This is a genomic window from Tumebacillus algifaecis, from assembly GCF_002243515.1.
In the GTDB taxonomy this organism is placed as follows: Bacteria; Bacillota; Bacilli; order Tumebacillales; family Tumebacillaceae; genus Tumebacillus_A; species Tumebacillus_A algifaecis.
The window spans coordinates 671,664-693,362 of record NZ_CP022657.1 but is presented as its reverse complement, the minus strand read 5'-3'; the positions used below and the strand labels follow the sequence as shown (position 1 = coordinate 693,362).

18 protein-coding genes and 2 riboswitches are annotated in these 21,699 nt (G+C 53.9%); of the genes, 3 read left to right on the top strand and 15 right to left on the bottom strand.

The features are described 5' to 3' along the window. Positions 1–29: 29 nt before the first annotated feature. Complete coding sequence (gene helD, locus CIG75_RS03065; protein ID WP_094235321.1) at positions 30–2,291, bottom strand: RNA polymerase recycling motor HelD; 2,262 nt, start codon at positions 2,289–2,291, stop codon at positions 30–32. Positions 2,292–2,610: 319 nt separating this feature from the next. On the opposite strand from helD, the gene CIG75_RS03060 reads away from it, so the two are divergent. After that, positions 2,611–3,759 carry an MFS transporter gene (locus CIG75_RS03060; RefSeq protein ID WP_094235320.1) on the top strand — a complete coding sequence of 383 codons (1,149 nt, stop codon included), beginning with the start codon at positions 2,611–2,613 and terminating at the stop codon, positions 3,757–3,759. Positions 3,760–3,991: 232 nt separating this feature from the next. Here CIG75_RS03060 and cls read toward each other — a convergent pair whose 3' ends face one another. The 3 genes from cls to CIG75_RS03045 are packed head-to-tail and all read right to left on the bottom strand — an operon-like array spanning position 3,992 to position 6,106. Next, on the bottom strand, positions 3,992–5,437 hold the full coding sequence (gene cls, locus CIG75_RS03055; protein WP_094235319.1) for a cardiolipin synthase: 1,446 nt from the start codon (positions 5,435–5,437) through the stop codon (positions 3,992–3,994). Between the two features lie 13 nt (positions 5,438–5,450). Further along, positions 5,451–5,765 carry a DMT family transporter gene (locus CIG75_RS03050; protein WP_094235318.1) on the bottom strand — a complete coding sequence of 105 codons (315 nt, stop codon included), beginning with the start codon at positions 5,763–5,765 and terminating at the stop codon, positions 5,451–5,453. 2 nt (positions 5,766–5,767) lie between these two features. Next, on the bottom strand, positions 5,768–6,106 hold the full coding sequence (locus CIG75_RS03045) for a DMT family transporter (protein ID WP_094238314.1): 339 nt from the start codon (positions 6,104–6,106) through the stop codon (positions 5,768–5,770). Between the two features lie 62 nt (positions 6,107–6,168). Continuing rightward, positions 6,169–6,274, bottom strand: a riboswitch (guanidine-I (ykkC/yxkD leader). Positions 6,275–6,404: 130 nt separating this feature from the next. Between CIG75_RS03045 and CIG75_RS03040 the strand changes: the two genes are divergently transcribed. After that, positions 6,405–7,172, top strand: a complete 768-nt coding sequence (locus tag CIG75_RS03040) for a DODA-type extradiol aromatic ring-opening family dioxygenase (RefSeq protein ID WP_094235317.1) — start codon at positions 6,405–6,407, stop codon at positions 7,170–7,172. 46 nt (positions 7,173–7,218) lie between these two features. Here CIG75_RS03040 and CIG75_RS03035 read toward each other — a convergent pair whose 3' ends face one another. Next, complete coding sequence (locus CIG75_RS03035; RefSeq protein WP_094235316.1) at positions 7,219–8,862, bottom strand: MDR family MFS transporter; 1,644 nt, start codon at positions 8,860–8,862, stop codon at positions 7,219–7,221. 226 nt (positions 8,863–9,088) lie between these two features. Further along, positions 9,089–9,511, bottom strand: a complete 423-nt coding sequence (locus CIG75_RS03030; RefSeq protein ID WP_094235315.1) for an acyl-CoA thioesterase — start codon at positions 9,509–9,511, stop codon at positions 9,089–9,091. A 102-nt stretch (positions 9,512–9,613) separates the two neighbouring features. Between CIG75_RS03030 and CIG75_RS03025 the strand changes: the two genes are divergently transcribed. After that, positions 9,614–10,741 carry an MFS transporter gene (locus tag CIG75_RS03025; RefSeq protein ID WP_094235314.1) on the top strand — a complete coding sequence of 376 codons (1,128 nt, stop codon included), beginning with the start codon at positions 9,614–9,616 and terminating at the stop codon, positions 10,739–10,741. A gap of 132 nt (positions 10,742–10,873) precedes the next feature. Here CIG75_RS03025 and CIG75_RS03020 read toward each other — a convergent pair whose 3' ends face one another. From CIG75_RS03020 to CIG75_RS02980, 9 genes are all read right to left on the bottom strand, one after another. Beyond that, the gene (locus CIG75_RS03020) at positions 10,874–12,691 is read right to left on the bottom strand and encodes an APC family permease (RefSeq protein ID WP_094235313.1); all 1,818 of its coding nucleotides are present in this window, start codon (positions 12,689–12,691) and stop codon (positions 10,874–10,876) included. 123 nt (positions 12,692–12,814) lie between these two features. After that, positions 12,815–13,198: a Na-translocating system protein MpsC family protein gene (locus tag CIG75_RS03015; RefSeq protein WP_094235312.1), complete on the bottom strand. Its 384-nt coding sequence runs from the start codon at positions 13,196–13,198 to the stop codon at positions 12,815–12,817. Positions 13,199–13,409: 211 nt separating this feature from the next. Continuing rightward, a riboswitch (cyclic di-AMP (ydaO/yuaA leader) is annotated at positions 13,410–13,568 on the bottom strand. Positions 13,569–13,664: 96 nt separating this feature from the next. Then, positions 13,665–14,309, bottom strand: coding sequence for a dTMP kinase (locus tag CIG75_RS03010; RefSeq protein ID WP_094235311.1), 645 nt, complete (start codon positions 14,307–14,309; stop codon positions 13,665–13,667). Positions 14,310–14,751: 442 nt separating this feature from the next. After that, positions 14,752–15,363, bottom strand: coding sequence for a class I SAM-dependent methyltransferase (locus CIG75_RS03005; protein WP_094235310.1), 612 nt, complete (start codon positions 15,361–15,363; stop codon positions 14,752–14,754). A 156-nt stretch (positions 15,364–15,519) separates the two neighbouring features. Then, the gene (locus CIG75_RS03000; RefSeq protein WP_094235309.1) at positions 15,520–16,167 is read right to left on the bottom strand and encodes an ABC transporter ATP-binding protein; all 648 of its coding nucleotides are present in this window, start codon (positions 16,165–16,167) and stop codon (positions 15,520–15,522) included. Beyond that, on the bottom strand, positions 16,164–17,810 hold the full coding sequence (locus CIG75_RS02995; protein WP_094235308.1) for an ABC transporter permease: 1,647 nt from the start codon (positions 17,808–17,810) through the stop codon (positions 16,164–16,166). The genes CIG75_RS03000 and CIG75_RS02995 overlap by 4 nt, the downstream gene beginning before the upstream one ends. Further along, positions 17,810–18,877, bottom strand: coding sequence for a Fe(3+) ABC transporter substrate-binding protein (locus CIG75_RS02990; protein WP_094235307.1), 1,068 nt, complete (start codon positions 18,875–18,877; stop codon positions 17,810–17,812). The genes CIG75_RS02995 and CIG75_RS02990 overlap by 1 nt, the downstream gene beginning before the upstream one ends. Before the next feature lie 167 nt (positions 18,878–19,044). Beyond that, positions 19,045–19,494: a hypothetical protein gene (locus CIG75_RS02985; RefSeq protein ID WP_094235306.1), complete on the bottom strand. Its 450-nt coding sequence runs from the start codon at positions 19,492–19,494 to the stop codon at positions 19,045–19,047. Further along, on the bottom strand, positions 19,495–21,669 hold the full coding sequence (locus CIG75_RS02980) for an MMPL family transporter (RefSeq protein ID WP_094235305.1): 2,175 nt from the start codon (positions 21,667–21,669) through the stop codon (positions 19,495–19,497). Positions 21,670–21,699 lie beyond the last annotated feature (30 nt).

Sequence of the window (21,699 nt, the reverse complement as noted above, 5' to 3'; positions counted from 1 at the left end):
GATTGCGATCACACAACACAGTCCCTCTATCAGATAAGATCCAGCAGTTGCGTTTTTCCTTCCATCGAGTAGACGGCCAGACGGTGCAAAGGACGCGTCATCGCCACATACAGGAGCTTCACATCCAACTCCTCGGTCGTGTACTCCTCTTCCAGATTGACGATAAACACCCCGTCAAATTCCAACCCTTTGACCACATATGACGGCACGATGACCAGATCATGGCCGGAGTAGTCCTCTTTCTCATCGAGCACCGTGACGGAAAGTCCCGTGTCAAAATGGTCGATCCAGTGCTTGATCCGCTTGCACTCGGCCATCGTTTTGCCGATCACCGCAAGCGAATTGAGCCCTTCCGCTCTGTAGCGCTCCGAGTCGGCCAGCACCTGAGCGATCAGTTCCTGCTCGGTGGCGAACACGCTTTGCTTCGGCTCCTCCCCATGACGTACCACAGGTTTGGCAAGCACCAGATTGGGCGTCTTGGAATGGACGATCACGCGGTTGGCGAGCGTCATGATCTCCACCGTCGTCCGATAGCTTTGCTCCAGCACGAGGAACTGACAGTTCCCGTTCGGAAACACGGTCTCCAGCACGCTCTCCCAACTCTCCACGCCGCGATAGGAGTGAATCCCTTGTGACAGGTCACCCAAGATCGTGAACATCTCCGAGCCGAGCACCTCTTTGAGGGCCAACAGTTGGAAGATGCTGTAATCCTGTGCTTCGTCGATCACAAGGTTGCGCACTTTGACTTCGGTCAGCAACCCGAACAGCTTATGCTGCAAGTAAAGCAGGGCGGCCGTGTCCTCCAATTCCATCCGTTTCTTCCCGAGCAGTGCCAGCGAGTGCTCCTGCACACCGCGCAGTTCCAGCTCCGACATCGCAGTGCTTAGCAACACCTCGTCCTGCCAAAACTCGCGATAGTGCGCCGCCAAATCCAGCTTGGAAAACTGCGCCATATACGTTTTGACCAACGTCTTGGCGTCCGCTTCCATCTTTTTCAACAGCGCTTCTTTATCGTCCATCAACTTGATGACTTTCGCTTTGCGCTGGACCGGATTTTGCATGGCGAGCGCGACTTCCAAGCGCTCGTCATAATGGTCGAGGATGTCTTTTTGCAACTGTTTCTTTTTCACCTTCAAGCGGTCTTGCAAGATCTTTTTGACCTTTTCGACTCGCTTGTAGATCGGCAGGTGCACATAGTCTTCGCGCAAAAATTTCGCGATCTCCTCCGCCGTTGCAATCACGCGCTTGCCTAGCATGCAGTTGTCTTGCGGCAGCAACCGCAGCGTCACGCGATCCAGGTAGCGGTCGATCAGCTGTTTGCAGGTGGCCGAGCCTTTAAAGCGCGAGATGAAGCGCAGTTGCTCCAGATCGTCGCCACCTTCCAAAAAGTGAAACAGGCGCAGGTTCGGGTCGGTGAGTTTGAGCTTTTTGCCGATGTTCTCCTGCACAAAATCGAGGTACGTGGTCTGGCGAACGGCCTCCACGCCAAGCTCGGGCAGGACGTCGGCGATGTATTTCAGGAACAGTTGGTGCGGGGCTAAGATCATGAATTGGTCGGGATTGAAGCGGTCTCCGTAGGTGTAGATGAGATACGCGATGCGGTGTAAGGCGATGGTGGTTTTGCCGCTGCCCGCCGCCCCTTGGACGATCATCGGGCGGTGCATGTCGGCGCGGATGACGCGGTTTTGCTCTTCCTGAATCGTGGAGACGATGTCCTTTAATCGGCTGTCCGCACTGCCGCCGAGCGACTCCTGCAACAGTTCGTCGCGCGTCGTGATGTCGATGTCGCGGTAGTCGAGCAGGTTGCCCTCTTCGATTGTGTACTGGCGTTTGAGATGCAATTCTGCCCGTTCGGTGCCAGTTGCCGTCTCATAGCTGACTTCACCGATGCGGCCTTCGTAATACACGTTGGCGATCGGAGAGCGCCAGTCCACGATGACAGGCTCCTGCGTGTCGGGACGAAACAGCGACGCTTTGCCGATGTAGAGCGGTTGAATCTTGTCAGTGTCGTCCGGTTGAACGTCGATGCGGCAAAAGTATGGCCGCTTCTTCACTTGCTGCAACTGGCGGATATTGCCGCGCGTCATTTCAAAAAACTTCACATTGGTCAGCAAGGCGATGTAGCCTTCTGACGCGTCGAGCGAGTTGAGATTGGCATACGCCTCTTTGATGTTTTCACGAATCGCCTTCTCGTTGTGCTCGCTTTCATGCAAGACGTACTCGATGTAATCTTTCGTTTCATCCAATCGAGTACATTCCTGACCATAATCGCGGTGGAGTTTAATCGTCATACCGATTCACTTTCCCCCTTTATGAATTCAAAAAAACGTCTCATCAGTATATCAAAAAACCTCCTGCCGCAACAGCCTCTTCTTCCAATTCTTATCAAATCGAACGAGGCGCGCCTGCTTCTCCTTTCGATTCCCTCACTTTTTCAGACAAGCATGTAGCCGCGATCGTTCCTCACGTCCTACACGCCGTCTCCTGCGGGAAACAAACGCATATTACTGACACAACAAGGTACACTACGGCTGAATGATTGCCCCTCTTATCGATTTATTATATATTCGTATATATTTAGTGTATAGAAATATTATCTGGAGGCTTCCCATGGAACGATTATGGACGCAGAACTTTGTTCGCATGATGATTGCAAATTTACTGCTGTTTACTAGTTTTTATTTTCTCACTCCGACCCTGCCCTTATTTGTGAGCGAGATGGGCGCTTCCGCTTCGCAGGTCGGCATCGTGATCGGGATCTTCACTCTGTCTGCCGTCGTGATCCGACCGTTTATCGGTGGACTGCTCGACCGAGTCGGACGAAGATCGTTCGTTTTGATCGGCTTGCTCGTGTTCGGTTTGACGATGTATCTGTACAACTGGACAGCTGCGATCGGTGCGCTCATCGCCTTGCGCATTTTCCACGGCCTCTCGTGGGCCGTCTCCACCACTGCGATCGGCACCGCGGTGACAGACATCATCCCCCCTCGCCGCCGTGGTGAAGGCATGGGCTGGTTTGGGTTGTCGATGACCGTCGGCATGGCGCTCGGGCCGATGTTCGGGCTGATCGTGCTCGACAACAGTTCGTTTCACCTGTTGTTTCTCGTTACCACCGGACTTGGCCTCGCCGCCTTCGTGCTGGCCCTGCTGACCAAAATGCCGTTTGCGCGACAAAAGACGGGCGGCAAGATCGTCCTGTTTGAAAAATCGGTATTGCCGATGATGGTACTCGGGTTCTTACTCGCCGTCACCTATGGCGGCATCACCTCATTTTTTCCGCTGTTTGCTGAAGAGATCCACGTCAACGCCGGCACTTTCTTCATCGTCTACGCGATCACTTTGACGCTCACCCGTCCGATCGCTGGGAAGTTGTCAGACCGCTTCGGTGAATTGGTCGTGCTGATCCCGACCGTATCGCTGATAGTCTGCTCCCTGATCGTGCTGTCGCTGGCCCACGGAACGGGTGGCGTCGTGGCGACTGCCATCCTGTACGGCCTCGGTTTTGGTTCGGCTCAGCCGATCTTGCAGTCGGCGATGATCCGCGTGGCCCCCGCCGATCGCAAAGGCGTGGCCAACGCATCGTTCTTCACCGCATTAGACCTCGGCATCGGACTTGGTACGATCATCCTCGGCTATGTTTCACAGCTCTTCGGATATCGCGTGCTCTTTGCCGTCTGCACCGTCTTCGGCATCGCCGGACTCCTCTTTACCCTGTTCTTAGTCAAAAAGCAACGGAGCAAACTGCAAAGCCCTGCGTAGCCTGCCGAACAGCAAAACAAAACCCCCGTCGCCGGGGGTTTAATTATGGTGTCGTAAAAATGTGTCGATAGGTGCCATAGACCACAAACACCAAGACACATGCGCAGAACACAGGCAGTAGATCATGCACGACCGTCCAATCCATGGTGATCACCTCACTTAATTGATAACGATTCTCATTGATTTTAGTATAGCATGACTGAGAAACGTTATCAATGCGCGGATTGCCACCTTATAGCAACGGCGATAACAATCTGGCTAGGGATTCTAAGATGCGTGCGGCTCGGGAGCGACGTTCGTACAGATCGTACGTCAACTCCACGCAGTCGGCCAGATCGGCTTCGAACAGGCGTTGCAACTTGGATGCCTGCTGTTCATCATAGAGAAAAGCGCTGATTTCAAAATTCAATCGAAAGCTGCGGTTGTCGATGTTCGCCGTCCCGACCACGCCCACTTTGCCGTCCACCACGATCGTTTTGGCATGCAGGAAGCCGCGGTCATACAGAAAACACCTCACTCCGACTTTGAGCAGTTCACCGAGATAGGACATCGAGGCCCACTGCACCAAGCGGTGATCGGCCTTGCGCGGTAGCATCAGCCGCACTTCTACGCCGGACAACGCCGCAATCTTCAACGCGTTGAGCACATCATCATCAGGAATAAAATAGGGCGTTTGCAGACAGATGCTCGCTTTCGCCTCATAGATCAATTTGAGATATCCGTTGCGAATGTACTCCAGCTCCGAATTCGGACCGCTGGCGACCACTTGAATCGAAGTCTTGCCCGCCGGTTCCAATTTCGGAAAAAATTTTTGATCCAACCGCACCTCTTCCCGCGCCGCCGCAAACCAATCGAGAAAAAACTGGCCCTGCAACTGGTACACGGCACTGCCGATGATCTGCAAGTGCGTATCGCGCCAATGGCCAAAACGCTTGTCCAACCCCAAATATTCATCCCCGATGTTAAACCCGCCGACATACCCAACCCGACCGTCGATCACCGCCACTTTGCGATGGTTTCGAAAGTTGATACGCCAATTCAAGTAAGGGATCCGTGAAGGAAAAAAGGGGCGGACTTCCCCGCCCGCTTCGGTCAAACGCCGGAATTGACGCCGCGACAGACCTCCAGAGCCGACATGATCATAGATCAATTTGACCTCGACCCCCTCGTGCGCCTTTTGAATCAGCAGATCGAGCAGTTTCATCCCCAGGCGGTCGCGTTTGATCATATAGTAGAGCAGATGGACGTGTTGTTTCGCTTCACGAATCTCGAGGAGCAAGCTTTCAAACTTCTCATGTCCGCTGGCGAAGATCGTCACCCGATTGTCCTGGGTCAGAAACGAGTAGTTGCTGACCAGATTCAAGTGCACCAGCGAGCGATAGGCATCTAGACCTTCAGCATGTTGCAGATGGTTCGCTTGCAGATGTACGCTTTCGATCAGCCTCGATTCTGTGATGTCTCGCACCCGATACAGCTTTTGCCGTCGCAGATTCTGCCCGATCAACAGGTAGAGCAGAAATCCCACAGCGGGCAGCACGACCAACACCAACAGCCAGGCCCACGTCGAAGTGACATTTTTTCGTTCCAGAAAAATGATGGCAAATGCAAAAAATAAATTGATAACTGGTATCCACGTCAGGATCGCCGATGACTCAAAATACCCCGTTCCGATCCCCATCCCAACACCTCGGTTACGAAATCAATTTCAACCCTACCGCGGCCGCCAGCACCATGCTCATGTATAGCATTCTTCGCCATTCTTTAGATTCTCCATAAAACAGCATGCCTAACACCACACTGCCCACCGTGCCGATCCCAGTCCAGACGGCATAGGCGGTGCTCATTGCAATCGACTCCATCGCCAGGGTCAAGAAGCCGAACGAGAATAGAAAGCCGACGGTAAAAATCGCGTAGGACTGCCAATCTTTCTTCTCGTTGATCCGATTAATCCCTGCCACCCCGAACACTTCTCCCAAACCTGCGAGGATCAAATACAGCCATCCCATCGTCAAGCTCCTCCTTTCGTTTTCTTGTCCGGCGTGACCGTTTTCAGCCCGACGACGCCGCCGAGCAGCAGCAGGATCAACAGCACTTTCGCAATATGAAACGGCTCACCGAAAACGGCCATCTCCACCACGACCGTCCCCGCCGTACCAAGCCCGGTAAACACCGCATAGGTCGTTCCAAGCGGCAATTTTTGCGACGCTTTGATCAAAAGCACCATCGAGACCAAGATGGCGATGCCTGTTCCCGACCACTGATTCGGGGTCTCTGCATGTTTCAGCCCCATCACCCACGCGACCTCGAAGACAGCGGCGATCAATACGATCATCCAGTTGCGATTCATCTTTCCCCACACTCCCTTTCCGCAAAGCATGCAAAAAGCCCAGTCGAATATCAACATCGATATCCTCCCGGGCTTTTATCCCTCCGTGTACACAGCTCAGCTGTGCGTTCTCTCTTGGACCTGACCGACTGAAATATCATCTTTCGCGGAACCCTAGAGAACGATTGAAGCATGCAATTTTCCCTATACTGTAGCTTCATCTACAACTCCTGTCAACAGGATATCACTTGACCGCCTATACGTTTCTTTTGTAAACTAACTACAAGAAAGAAACTACATCTCAAAGGAGGAACTGCTCATGGTTCCCGCACTGTTTCTTGCACATGGATCGCCGTTGCTTGCCATCCAAGACAATGAATATGCCCGTTTTCTTACTCAACTCGGCTCTCAATATAAACCCAAAGCGATCATCATCTTCACCGCCCACTGGGAAAAAGAGACTCTGACCGTTTCCTACATGGATCAGTCCTACGACACGATCTATGACTTCTACGGGTTCCCAGAGGAGATGTACAACATCAAGTACCCGGCGAAAGGCTCGACCGCAGTGGCCGACCAAGTGATCGCCCGTTTTGCTGCGCACAACATCCCTGTCCAAAAAGACACCACCCGCGGACTTGACCACGGATCTTGGGTGCTCCTGCGCCGCATGTATCCAGATGCCAACATTCCGGTCGTCCAAATTTCGATTCACCCGTTCTTGTCTCCTGAAGAACAGTTTAAGATCGGGCAGGCGCTACAAGGCTTGGGACAGGAAGACATCATGATCATCGGTAGCGGCGTCACCGTCCACAACCTGCGCATCATCAAATGGGAGCAAACGACTCCCGAACCGTGGGCGGTCGAATTTGACGACTGGCTGTTAGAAAAATTCAATGCGGGCGACCAAGAGGCGCTGTTCCACTACGACCAACTCGCGCCCCACGCCCGCCTCGCCGTCCCGCGCCCCGAACATTTTGTCCCGTTGTTCATTGCAGCCGGCAGTGGCGACCCGTCCACCGCCCCTCAGGTCATCCACCGCAGTTATGAGTTGGGGACGCTGAGCTATCTATCGCTCGCCTTTTAAAAAAGAAGGAGTTCTGCCCGTTGGCAGAACTCCTTTTCTCATCATCTTAACTTTGTACAGCTTCTTCCGCCTTGATCGTTTCCTCCGCTTTCGTCGGTTTGGCCTTTGCCCCACTGATCTTCACTTTGCCTACGAAGAATGCGGCCACAAGCCCTGCGGCGAGGAACCAGACCGCGATGGAAAACACAGAATGAATCGAGGTCAACAGCGCGTCTTTCAGCACCGGCACGACCTGCGTGCTGAACATCCCGGCCACCTCTTGCGGCAGTCCATTCAGGAACGTGTCGGAGAGCAGCGAGGAATAGAGACCCTGCGGACTGTTGTGCGCCATGTCGAGCAGCTGTTCACCTTGCGGACCGAAGCTCTGTAACGTCATGTCGAGCTTGGTCCCGATCATTTCGATCGACTTGCTGTTGAACAGGGTGCCGAGCACCGCGATGCCGACCGTGCCGCCGATCGAGCGGAAGAACGTCGTCGCCGACGTGACCGTCCCGCGAATCTCAGCCGGAAACGCTTCTTGGACAGCAATCCCAAGCGACGGCATGATCATACCCATCCCGGCCCCCATGATGATCATGTATAGGCTGGCGCGCAGTTGCGTCGTTTCGAGACCGAGCGTCAGGAACAGGATGAACCCGATCAGCATGATCCCCATGCCGATGATCAACTGCGGACGCAGACCGATCTTGAGCAACAAGCGCGAACCGATGATCGACGCGACCATCGAACCGAGCATCATCGGGGTCATGACCGACGCGGTTTGCGAAGGCGACATCCCGACCACACCTTGCATGAAGAGCGGAATGAACATCATCGCGCCGAACATGCCGAGACTCATCAAGAACCCGATGATGTTCACCGAGGTAAATACGCTGTTCTTAAATAGCCCCATCGGGATGACCGGGTCTTTCGCCCGCAGTTCCACGAAGACGAACGACACGAGCGAGACGACCGCCAATCCGAACAGGCCGAGAATCTCCACCGAATCCCACGCATACTTGTTGCCGCCAAACGACAGCGCCAACAGCAGTGAGACGATCCCGACGATCAGCGTGCCGATGCCCGCCCAGTCGATGATCACTTCTTTCTTGACATGCACATTTTTCAAACCCAAGGCGATAAACACCATTGCCAACAGACCGAACGGCAGATTGATGTAAAAAATCCAATTCCAGTGCCAATGGTCAACGATCCAGCCGCCCGCCTGCGGGCCAGCCAACGAAGACAGGCCAAAGACAGCCATAAACATCCCTTGCATCTTCGCACGGGACTCCCCGGTCGTGATGTCCCCGATGATCGTCATCGCCAGCGGCATCAAGATCCCGCCGCCAAGCCCTTGTATGGCGCGGTAGACTGCGAGCTGTGTCATGCTCTCCGCCATCCCACACAGCGCCGAACCGATGATGAATATGCCCATGCCGATCATGTAGATCACGCGGCGACCAAACAGATCGGCGAGCTTCCCCGCGATCGGGACGACCGCTGTCGAAGTCAACAGGTACGCGGTTGTAATCCAAGTCAGCAATTCGATTCCGCCCAACTGACCGATGATCGTCGGCATCGCCGTACCCACCACCGTCTGGTCGAGCGATGCAAAAAACAGACCGAGCATCAAACCGATGATCACCAACGTCCGCTTGCGGCTGGGTTGTGTCAAATCGGTTGGCTCTACCGTTTGTGCTGTAGTCATTTCACTCACCTCTTCTTCCTTCAAACGTTCTAATGACTGACGGGTCAGTCATGGCATGCAGAAATCATACAATGACCCACAAGTCATTGTCAATCCGCAAAGATCCGCATAAATTGTTACTTTGTGACAAAGAAAAGACTGCGCTTCCTAATGAAGTGCAGTCTCTTCCTCAGTCTCTGTCCCGCTCGATCTAGCATCATCTGCTTCGCCAGCATCGCTCGTATTCCTAGCCGCGGATCGCAGGTACACCGTCCGGGCCTGTGCTATGTTCAAGCAGTTTGTTGCGGATGTCGTCGGTCATCGCGACCGCTTTCTTTTGGTCAAAATCAAACCCGAGCATAGTCGCCTTGCCGCGCGCCACCCAGTTGCCCAACTCATCGGCCATCGCATGTTCCACTTCAAAGCTGGACGAGCCCAGCTTGCCGATCCACGTGTAGACGGTCAATTTTTGTGCGTACATCGCTTCGGACAGAAAGTCGCAACGGGTCGAAGCGACGATCAGATTCCAATTGTGCGTGTCCAGCTCCGGGTTGAAGATGCGGAACAGATCTTTTCGCGACTCCTCAAAGTATGTAAAGTAGACGGCGTTGTTGACATGTCCCAACGCATCGCAGTCTGAAAAGCGCACATGAACTTCATTTTGATACACAAGCGGTTCCCCCTTTGGTGATGATCGGTCGTGATTCCCTCTCTATCATACCCTTATGTTACAATAAATTTTAGTCCCCTTTCAAAGGAGCGTCTTTCTCACATGCTTTCATTGCGCGCTTTAAAGACTTATAACTACGCTTATTTCTCTTTGCTCTCGCTGTTCATCTCGTTCCTGCCCGTCTACCTGTCCGCTCGCGGTGTTTCGGCGGCCAAGATCGGGGCCATCATCGGGATCGGGTCGATGATCGGCATCGTCTCACAGCCCTTCTGGGGTTTTATGAGTGACAAATACCGCACCGTCAAAAAAATGCTGCTGCTCACCCTCGCCATTTCCGTGCTGATCGGCACGATCACCTTTTCTGTGAGCAACGGTATCGTTTTGTTGCTGTTGGTCGCCTTGCTCTATTTCTTTTTCCTGCCCTCCGACCCGCTGACCGAGAGCATGAACTACCGCCTCTCCGAACAGATGGGCGTGTCATTCGGCTCGGTCCGCATGTTCGGCGCGATCGGCTATGCAACGACCTCGCTGATCGCAGGCGCGGTTTCGACCTATTTGGGCATTACCAGTTTTGCTTGGCTGTTTTTGGGCTTTGGGCTGGCCGCGCTGTTGATCGCGCTTCGCCTGCCCGACGTGACGGCGCAATCCAAGTCGTTCGCGCTTCAAGATCTGCTCCGCTTTTTGCGCAATCGAGAGACGGTGCTCTTTTTCGTACTCATGATGATCACCGCCTTGCCGCACCGCATGAACGACAGTTTCCTCGGCGTCTATCTGCACAGCCTCGGCGCTTCGACCGGGCTGATCGGTCTGGCGTGGTTTGTGGCGGCGATCAGCGAAATCACCTTTTTCGCCTTGAGCGCTCGCCTGCTCGCCAAAGGCAGTGAACGGATGTGGATCGCAGGTGCGGCGCTCTTCTATACGTTGCGCTTCCTGCTCTGCTCGCTCTTTCCGACGCCCTATGCGATCATTATGCTCCAACTCACGCAAGGCGTGACCTTTGTCATCTTCTACACCGCCTCCCTGCAATACCTCAACCGCACCGTCCCGCCAGAATGGCAAGCCACAGGCACCACGCTGTTGGCCATCCTTTTCTTCGGCGTCTCCGGCATGATCGGCTCATGGCTGGGCGGCTGGATCTTCGGCTGGCTGGGCGGCCCTGCACTGTATCTGGTCATGGCCGGGCTGTCCTTGATCGGCTTTCTGTATGCCATCACCTATCGAGCCAAATGAGAAAAGGAGCGCGCAGCCAGTCTGCGGCTCCTTTTTTCGCGCTCCGTGCGCGGGCCAACGTTTTCCGCTTGGTAGAAAAACACCACGAGGAGCCCATTTTTCGCTCCAGTGGTGTTTTTTTCTTCGGCTCTACTACTGATGTAAATGATACGGAACTGTTGTCACTGTCACATCTCGGCGCGCGAACAGATAGGTACGGATCAAAAAGCTGGTTTGATTGTGCAAGATGTTGTGCCACCAACGTTTGGTGATAAACTGCGGGATCAGCACCGTCACATGATCGGTCTCCGCCGCTTTCCAGCCGACCGTGTCGATAAATTTGATTAAAGGTCTGACGATGCTGCGGTAGTGCGAGCGCAGGATGATCAGCCGCACACCGGGATTCCACTCGGCCCACCTGCGCTCCATCGTCGCGATCTCCTCCTCATCGAATCCGACATACACGGCGACCACCTGATCGGTCAGCGAAGTGGCATACGAGATCGAATTGCGGACCACGCGGGTGATACCTGCCACCGGGATGACGATGACGGTGCCTTTTTGGTAGGGCTTGTCGTGCGCGAGATCGATTTGCAATTCACCCGCCATGCTTTGATAGTGGCGTTGGATTTGCAAAAAGACCCAGATAGCGAGCGGCAGGAACAGAAACACCAACCAGACTTGCGAAAATTTGGTGCAGATAAAGATCAGCGTGATCGTGAGCGTTGTGAGCATCCCGATCGTGTTGATCAGAAACGGTAGCAACCAGCCGGACGGTTTGGAACGCAGCCACATCCGCATCATCCCCGTTTGCGACAGGGTGAACGGAATGAACACGCCGATCGCATAGAGCGGAATCAAATTTTCGGTATGGCCGTGGAACAGCACGATCAACAAGGCGGACAGGCAACCCAACATGATGATCCCGTTCGAAAATCCGAGCCGATCGCCTCGGACCGTAAACATATTGGGCAGGTAGCGATCTTTGGCAAGCATAAAGGCCAACACCGGAAACGCGGCAAACGCAGTATTCGCCGCCAAAAACAGAATCAGCGCCGTCACCGACTGCACCGCGTAGTAGACAGTTCCGCGCCCAAAGACGCTCGACGCGAGCTGTGAGACGACCGTCTCTCGGCCATTTGGCACGATGCCAAAACAATAGGCGAGCACACTGATACCGAGAAACATGCTACCGAGGATCAGCCCCATCATCAAAAGCGTCGTGGCGGCGTTTTTTTCTGCCGGACGTTTGAAGCTCGGGATCGCGTTCGATACGGCCTCCACTCCGGTCAGCGCCGAACAGCCGGAACTGAACGCTTTTAAGAGCAAAAATAAGGTCAACCCTGGAACGGACGTCCCATACTCGGGCGTTGTCGCCTGCGCCTGCCCGGTCACGATCTGAAAGAGACCGCAGACGATCAAAAGCCCAATCGCCCCGACAAACAGGTAGACCGGATAGGCGAGGATCGAGGCCGACTCGGTGACCCCGCGCAAGTTTAACAAGGTCAGGGCCCCGATCATCACGACTGCGATCAGCACCCGATCATCGTGCAAAGCGGGAAAGGCGGACGTGATCGCATCCGTTCCGGCCGAGGCGCTGACCGCCACCGTCAGGATGTAATCGACCAAGAGCGACCCGCCAGCCAACAAGCCAAACGGCACGCCCAGATTCTCTTTGGACACCAGATACGCCCCTCCACCCGACGGGTAGCGATAGATGATCTGGCGGTAGGACAAAATCAGGATGGCGAGCAACAGCAAGACGGCAAACGAGATTGGAATCGAATACCACAGCGCAGCCACCCCCACCGCCATCAGCACCATCAAAATCTGCTCGGTGCCATACGCCACCGAGGACAGCGCATCGGAGGAAAGCACGGCCAGCGCTTTTCGTTTCGTCAATTTTTCGGCGGCCAGTTCTGTTGATTTCATCGGACGGCCAATCAGGAATCGTTTGAATTTGACAAGCATGTGAGAACCCTCCCTTTTTCATAAGAAAAGGCCGGGACGCACTTCAACTGTTTGTTGAAGTCGTTCCCGGCCTACCGAACACCCGACCGCCCTTTTCAGGGCTGCCCTGTGATTGATCCTCCGCTAAAGCGTTTCTTTTTCCCGAATCTTCTTTTCCAGATCGCCATCCAAGATAAACATTTCCACAGACTCGCCGATGTTGGTCGAAATATCACAATGGCTGGCGATCACTTTGCATCCTGTGATCTGCGAGATCAGCGCTTCCGTTTCCGCGCTGTGCGATTCCCGAATCGTCAGCCGCATCTCTTTGACCAGCCGCTTGCCTTTTTCGCTTTTGACCAGCGTCTTTTCTTCATGTGTGAGCACGCCTTTCAGCCGGACGATCACCATGTCTTTCATGATGTAGGTCTTCGTCTCTTGCGGGCCTCGGCCTAACACTTCGCGCTGAAATTTGATGTACGCGTCTGAGATGTCAGCTTCCATCTTGGTTTTGATCGGTTGGCTCATCTTCATTCCCCCAATAAAAAAGATGCAACTCGAACCACACTATGCACGCGGTGCATGATTGGAGGTCAGATCTGCATCGGTCACGGTCTGCCCGGCGGCCATGATGGCACCGCCCTGCCGACTATCATCCTAGTCAGAGGTTGAAGACTCGCGAAGAACGGTCTTCCGTGTGTTGGCAACACAAAAAGACCATCAATCATCGAAGGTCTTCTGACCTTCCCTGCATAAGCCGACGAAGTTAGCTGACGGGTAGGATGGCAGAGAAGTCAGTTCCTCATCCCTCTCGCGCCAAAGCGCAAGATTAACCCCAATTGATTGGTTCCTCCGTTCTCGGTCCCGCGCAGGGACCGAGATTAGGCCGTGTGTAAGTTGTTGACATCATCATACTCCCATGACTGGCAGTTTGGCAACAAAAATGCGCACCTACCCATCGTGCATTTTCCGGCAGCGCGTGGTTGCTCACCGCTCATCGCTCACCGAGCAGGCGCTCAACATGCGTCCACATGTCGACGAGCAGTTCCTCCGGCGTTTTCAACCCGTCCAACTTCACAAATCCTTCCGTCACTAGCAGTTCACCGTACAAATCGGTCAAGCGACGATGATACAGGCGAAATGCGTCTTCGTGCGACACATCCGGCCAAATGTCTGTGCCTGCATTGTGATTGTAATATCCTTTGGTGGTCCGATGTCGTTCCAATGCCACCTCGACGGGCACCTCCACATAAAACACCAGATCGGCTGAGCTGGCAAAGGAATAGCACTGCCTGATATACTCACTGGAGATACCGCGAGCGACGTCCCGAGTCAACGGTGTATAGATCCAACGGTCTGCGAGCACCACCTGACCCTGCTCAAGTGCCGGCCGCACGATTTCCTCATGACGGAGCGCAAAATCGGCAAGATGAAGCACCGAGTAGGTCAGCGGATTGAAAGTAAAATGCAACTTTTTATCATCGATCAACTCCTGCGTCCCAGGGTAGGAGTTCCATTCGGTAAAGGCCGTATCCCTTCCTGACTGTTCAAGCTTTTCCCGTAACAGACGAATTAAGCTGCTCTTCCCACTTCTCCCTGCTCCTTCAAATGCGATCAACAATCCCTTTTCTTGCGACATGTCCTTCTCCTCTCTTTGCTACAGATGAAAAAACATCTGAAGCGTTCCATGAGTTATTAAATTATTATCTCACTAATCCGACTAATAAACAAACAACTCTACACTTAACTTATTTCGGGACCCACATTGTTTGGACAAATTGTAACGTCATTGTTTGGACAAGTTGTCACGTCGTTTGCACAAAAAAAGAGCGCAGGGTCGATGATGACCTGCACTCTTCTTGTTCTGTAGTTTCACATGGTTATGCATTTTTACGCTTGTTTTTTCGCTCGGTGCGCACGATGTTCCACAGCACGACCACCAAGACGACGTCAAAATTCATCCCAACGCATGCTGCAAGTTCTCACTGCGCTTATGACCCAAAGCGGTCACAGCGCTTTGTCACACAGGCGATTGGCCGTCAAAAAAGGGCTGTCGAAGCGGAGGTCGCTTCAAACAGCCCTTATTTTTTACAAACTGCGATGCCAAACGGATAGCGAACGCCTTCCCGCTTCGGTTCGAACAGCACACCGTGTTGGTAGTAATACTCGACGGAGTCAAACTGCCGGAACAACTGGCGAAATTCATCTTCCGTATACTGGTGGACATGCCACGGACTCAGACACGGCTTGCCTCGACCCGCACCAAACGGAGAAGAGAGGACCAGCGTGCCCCCTGGTTTGAGCAGATCATAGCAATTTTGCATAAAACGCTCATCGTCCGCAATATGTTCGACCGTCTCAAATGACAAAATCGTGTCAAACGGCCCGATCTGCTGACTCAATTTGGGATCGAGCACATCGTGGACCGCATAGCTGACCAGCGGATGATAGTAGGTCTGCCGCGCATATTCAACCACCGCCGGGTCGATGTCAACGCCGAGCACCGCCTCCGTCCTGCTTTTGCACAGCTTGGCGATCATATGTGCACCATACCCAGCGCCCGTGGCAAAATCGAGCACAGTGCCATTGACATAAGGTGCGGCAAAATAATAGCGAGCCAGATGCTCAAGCAGCATCCCGTTGGTCGGTTTCATCAATTCCGGTATGATGCGTTCCCCGGTATCTTCCAGCAACTTGTCTCACAACCTTTTTAAAGATCATGACCTCATTATAATACAAAAACGAGGCGCTGCCGAATGCACAGCCGCTTTTGTCAGCCAAACTACCAAACGACCGAGCTATCCAGTGGCCGAGCGGTTGCAAAACAGGGCCGAACAACTGCTCCCCGTCTACCGAGCGCCGTTCAACTCGATCGTCCGATCACAGATCGCCTCAACGTCCTGCTGATCATGCGTGACGAACAGGCAGGTCATCTCCGCTTTTTTCAAAATGTCCCGCAGGTCGCGACGGATCGAAGCTTTCAGATCGGCGTCCAAATTGCTGAACGGTTCGTCCATCAGCAGGATGATCGGCTGTGGGGCCAAGGCGCGCGCTAAGGCCACTCGCTGTTGCTGGCCGCCGCTCAGTTCATGCGGATAACGCTGTTCGAATCCGGTCAGTCCGACCAGTTCCAACATCTCTTGCATCCGCTTTTTACGCTCCGCTCTGGCTAGGCGGTGCAATCCGAATTCAATATTTTTGGCTACGGTCAAATGAGGGAACAGCGCATAGTCTTGAAAGACCATGCCGACCCCGCGGCTTTCGGGCTGCACGTACGTGCGCGCGTCCGTCACGATGCGGTCCGATACTGCGATCGACCCGGCGTTTGGCGTCTCCAGTCCGGCGATCAGGCGGAGCAACGTGCTCTTGCCACTGCCGCTGGGACCGGCGATGCCGACGATCTCTCCCTTTTCGATCGCAATCGATACTTGATCGAGGATTGGCGACTGACCTTTCGCATACGAGAAGGTCAGCTGTTGAATCTCAACGATGCTCATCGTTCCACCCGCTTTCCAATTTGATGAAAAACAGCGACTGAGAGCGAGCTTGCCAAAATGATGCAAAGCGCCGGAACTGCCGCTTCCACGATACGTTCATCACTCGCATACTGATAGGTCTTGGTCGCCAGCGTCTCAAAATTAAACGGACGAAGCAGCAAAACCAGAGGCAGTTCCTTGATGATCTCGACAAACGTCAAGATCGCCCCGCTCAACACCGCCCCTTTGATCAGCGGCAAATCCACCTTTAGAAACGTCGAGGTCAACCCATGCCCGAGCATCCGCGACGCTTCGGTGTACTTCGTCCCCGACTTTTCAAATCCACTCTCGACCGCATTGTACCCTGTCGCCATGAAGCGAACGACATAGGCGAACACCAGCATCACCAGCGACAAACTGAGCACCAGCGGTGCCTCCACCATGCCGAATTGTGCATACACAGGTGCCAGCACCCGATCCAGCCAGATGAACAGCGACAGCACCCCGATTGCCAAAATCGCACCCGGAATCGAGTAGCCTGCCGTCACCAGCTTGGATAGCGTAAAGCTAAACCCGTTGCGTTGCATCCGGATCACATTGGCGACGATCACCGCAAACACCATGATCACGGCAGTCGCCATCAGCGCCACCAGCACCGTGTTGGTCGCCAACTGCAAGAACTCAGCGTGCCACACATCCTGAAAACTCCACATCGCCCACTGCACCAACTGCACGACCGGAATCAAGAACGCGATCAAAAACACGCCCGAGCAAAACAGCACCGCCAACACCGAACGCCATCCGCGCAACCGCTTCGGTACGAGCGGATTGAGTTTGCCTGTCGAGGTGCTGTACCGCTGTTGGCGGCGCAGCAGACGCTCGATCAAGAAGAACCCGATCAGCCCCACCATCAGCCAAGCGGCCAAGCGCACAGCCGCGCTCAGATCGTACATCCCAAACCACGTTTGAAAGATCGCCGTTGAAAAAGTATTGATCCCAAAGTAGCTGGTCACACCGTAATCGCTGATCACTTCAAACACGACAAGCGAGACGCCCCCGATGATCGCCGGACGTGAAATCGGTAACACCACGCGGAAAAAGATTGCCAAAGGCTTTCTGCCAAGCAAGCGCGCATTCTCCAGATAGGACCCGCTCTGCCGCTCCAAAAACGATCGGGTGATCAGATAGACGTACGGAAACAGGAACATCGTAAAAATAAAGACTGCGCCCCGCATCGACAGCAGATCGATCAGTCCCGGCGTGACGGTCACGCCCAGATTGCGCAAGGTGGTCTGCACGATCCCCGTATAACTGAGCATCGTGCTATACGTATAGGCGGCAATATAGGGCGGAACTGCTAGCGGCAACACCAGCGCCCAGCGGAAGAACCGTTTGCCTGGAAACTGATACGCCGCGACGAGCCAAGCGAGCCCGACCCCGATCAGCGTCGCAAACAGTCCGGTGAGCGTGACGAGCAGCAGCGTCTGCCCAATCGTATCGGCCAGCAAATACTCCTTAATATGCTGCCAATTTTCACTCGGCGCCGAGAAAACGCTGAACAGAATCGCAAAAACGGGCAACAGTAGAACTGTTGCCCCCACCAGACTGACGATCAGCCAGCCGTTTGTGAGTGAGTTAATGCGCCGACGTATTGTCGATTTCATTATTTCCAACCAACCTTGGTCATCATCAGCAGCGCTTGCTTGTTATAAGTACCAAGCTTCGCAAAGTCTACTTTCTGTGCCTTAAAGTCGCCCCAAGTTTTGAGCAGTTCCGGACGATCCGCTTTTGCGTTGACCGGGAATTCATAGTTGGCTTGGGTTATCGTCGTCTGTGATTTCTCGCTGGTCATAAATTCAATCAGTTTGACCGCATTTTCCTTGTTCTTGCTATGCTTGGTCAAGCCCATGCCCGAGATGTTCACGTGCGTGCCGTTCGTGTCTTGGTTCGGGAAGAAGACGCCGAGTTGCTGAGCAGCTTTCACTTCTTCCTGATCTTTCGAGTTCAGCATCGCGCCGAAGTAGTAGGTGTTCATGATCGCTACATCACCGACGCCTGCCGCGATCGCTTTCGCTTGGTCACGGTCGCCGCCTTCCGGATTGCGCGCCAGATTGGCTGTGATGCCTTTTGCCCATTCTTCCGTTTTTTGCTCACCGTTCAATTCGATCAGAGACGCGACCAGAGACTGGTTGTACAGGGAAGTTGAGGAGCGCACCAGCACTTTCCCTTTCCACTTATCAGTTGCCAGATCTTCATAGGTGGACAACTGCTCCGGCTTGACGCGGTCTTTCGAATACACGATGACGCGTGCGCGAGTGGACAAACCGATCCATTGGTTGTCCGTATCGCGCAGATGCGCCGGAACCTGCTCGTCGATCACCTTCGATTCCACCTTTTGCAGCACGCCCGCTTCTTTCGCGTTGTTCAGCACACCGCCGTCAACGGTGACGAACAGGTCGGCCGACGAGCTCTGTCCTTCGCGCTTCATCCGTTCGATCAATTCTTCCGCTTTGCCTTCTACCACGTTGACCTTGATGCCCGTCTCATCGGTGAATTGTTTATAGAGAACGCCATCGACTTCATAGTTTCGCGCCGTGTAGACGTTGACGATCTGTTCTTTTTTCGGCTCGGAGTCAGCCGGTGTCGTTTCTTCTTTTGTACCGCAGCCTGCCAACAACCCTGCTGCCATCACGCCGGCCAGCAAAGTCGGGATCAATTTGTAACGTTTCATAAGTCTATGTATCTCCTTTTGTGCTCTAGTTGTAATTGATAATCATTATCACCGTTTGTATTATCACTCGAAACGCTCGATCTGTCAACCCATTTCATTCAAACAATTAAATGTCAGAAAATAATAGCAAAAAGGGCCGAGATCGCAACCGCGACCCCAGCCCTTTTTTATGCCAGCCGCAGGCTGACCACCAGCAACACGCCCGTGATCGCGACGGTGAAAATACCCATCGCCCCTGCATACCAGCCAGCGATTTTCGAAGCCTGCCCTTGCTCTTTGCTTTGCTTCAAGCGCTTGACTAAGCGACGGCTCTGCCATGTGAACAGAGCGATAAACAGCAGGATTACCGTTCCTCCAGCCTGTTCCATAAACGACAGCCAGAACGGTTTGTCCATCCCCCGCCAGCCGAGCAGTTCGATCAGCCCGCCTCCGGAGATCAACACGGTCAAGGCGGCAACGCTGAGCAAACGATTGACAAGTTTGGTGCAGAGCAGCAACAGCGAATTGTCACTCTGTTTTTTCAAGACGGCAAACAAAATGGTCAACAGCACAGCAGCCCCTAGCCACACAGCCAGTCCGCTCAAATGAAGAAATAACAGCACGCTCGACAACATCATCTATCTCCCCTTTTCTTTTTGCATTTTACTAGGCCACCAGTTCCACTGGCCCAACATCATCATCAAAGATGGCATCAATAGTCCGCGAACCAAGAACGTATCGAGTAGGATCCCAATCGCCACCACCGCGCCAAACGCTTTCAACTCCAACAGTGGCTGGGTGATCAGCACGGAGAAGGTCGCGACGAGGATCAATCCGGCCGACGTGATCACCTTGCCTGTCTTGCTTACGCCACGGCGAATCGCTTCTGCGACCGTTGCGCGTTGTGCTTCCTCTCGGATGCGGGCAAAGAGCATCAGATTGTAGTCAACCCCCAGCGCCACGATAAACACGAACGCATACAGCGGAATGCGATACGAAATGGCCTCATAGCCCAGCACGTGATGGAACAAAAGCCAGGTTATACCTAGCGTTGCCCCATACGTCAGCAGGATTGTACCCAACATATAGAGCGGCGCGATCAGCGAACGGGTCGCTACTGTCAACAAAACGGCGATCAAAACGATGACAACTGCAATCACCCAAAACGTATCGCGCCCGTTCAGTTCGCGGACATCGCTCTGTATAGGCGTCTGTCCGCTAAACAGCAGCTCGTTCGTCTGCGGATTGAGCCCGCTTGCTTCTAACAGCGTTTTTTGGCGATCCCGCAGTTGTTGGAGCGCATCTAGCGCTTCGACATCATACGGATTGTCGGTGAGCACCATCCGCCAGCGCGCGGTGTGCTTATCCTCCGATAGCTGAGCCGAGTTCGCCGGAGCAGCTACCGAATACACGCCCTCCTCGTTCTGAAGAGCGGTAGCCAGTGCAACGAGGCGTTGTTGGAAATCGTCCGCGCTCAGATCCTGCTCCGACTGCAACAGTACCGTAACGGGCGCCAATTCCCCTTTGGGAAAGGAAGTTTCCAGCATTTCAAATCCCTGACGTGACGAGGTCGCTTCGGGGAACGACTTCATCAGATTGAACGAATAGTCGATTTGAAACGTCACCGGAATCAGCAGCAGAAAAGCTGTCAACAGTAGGAAAAACGTGCGCTTCGGACGAGTGGTCACCAACCTGGCCACCCGCTCCCACAGCCTGCTCGGCCGCTCCGCCTTTCCACCGATCTTCGGAATGTACGGCCAGAATGCCCGTCGTCCCAACAAGGCAAAGATTGCAGGAATCAACGTAACACCGCCCAGCAGGATCACCGCCATCGCCGTCATGAAGACGGGAGCGAAGTTGCGGTAGGGCTCATAGACGGCGACAAACAGCGTCGCGACAGCCAGCAAGATCGTTCCGGCACTGAAAAACACCGGTTCCGCCACGCGAGAGATCGCTTTTTGCATCGCCGCATACTGTGATTCGGTCTGTAATAGCTCCTCTCGGTAACGTGAGAACACAAACATGCAGTAATCGGTCAACACTGCGAACAACAGAATCATCATGATCGACAGCGCTTGGGTCTCTACCTCTGCCCAACCATTTTTACCGATCAGCCCGAGCAAGTGGTTGGTGATGGTGTACAGCAACCCAGAGACAAGCAGCGGGATCACAGCTAAGACAAACGAACGGTACATGATCAACAGCATGACCAGAATCAGCACCACAGTCGCCGTCATCAGCACAAAATCAGCATTCCGAAAAACGGACAGCGAATCGGCCGCAATCCCGGCCGGACCGGTGATCGCAAACGTTAACTCACTGTTGAGACCCGCTTCAACATGCACGCGAATCGCTTCGACCACATCGCGAACCTGATCATTTTCCAGTCCTTTTTCCAGTCGGACGGGCAGCATCAGCGTCGTTTTATGTTCATCGATCAGTGAGGACATACTCGGTTCCGTCATCTCGTGCAACGGCACGGCACCGAGCACTTCCCCCGGTTTGTCGGAGGAAGCCAGCCAGCGTGAGACCGTAAAGATGCTCTCCCAATCTGCCTGCTTCAAACCCGCTTGGTCTTGAAATACTAACAGCGCACTCAGCCCATCATTGGTCGGAAACTGGCGGTCGAGCAACTGCTGAGCCTGCATGGACAGCGCATCGTCGTTTAACCCCGTCCCTTCGGACACCGACCACTCCTTGGCGGACGGAGCCACCATGCTCATAACGATCGCCAGCACAAGCCAGATGCTGATCACCCACTTGGCACCCTTCGAGGTACTTGACATCTCGGCCACTCGATGCAGCCATTTCATCTTGGGAACCCCCTCTTCATCTCTTACCTG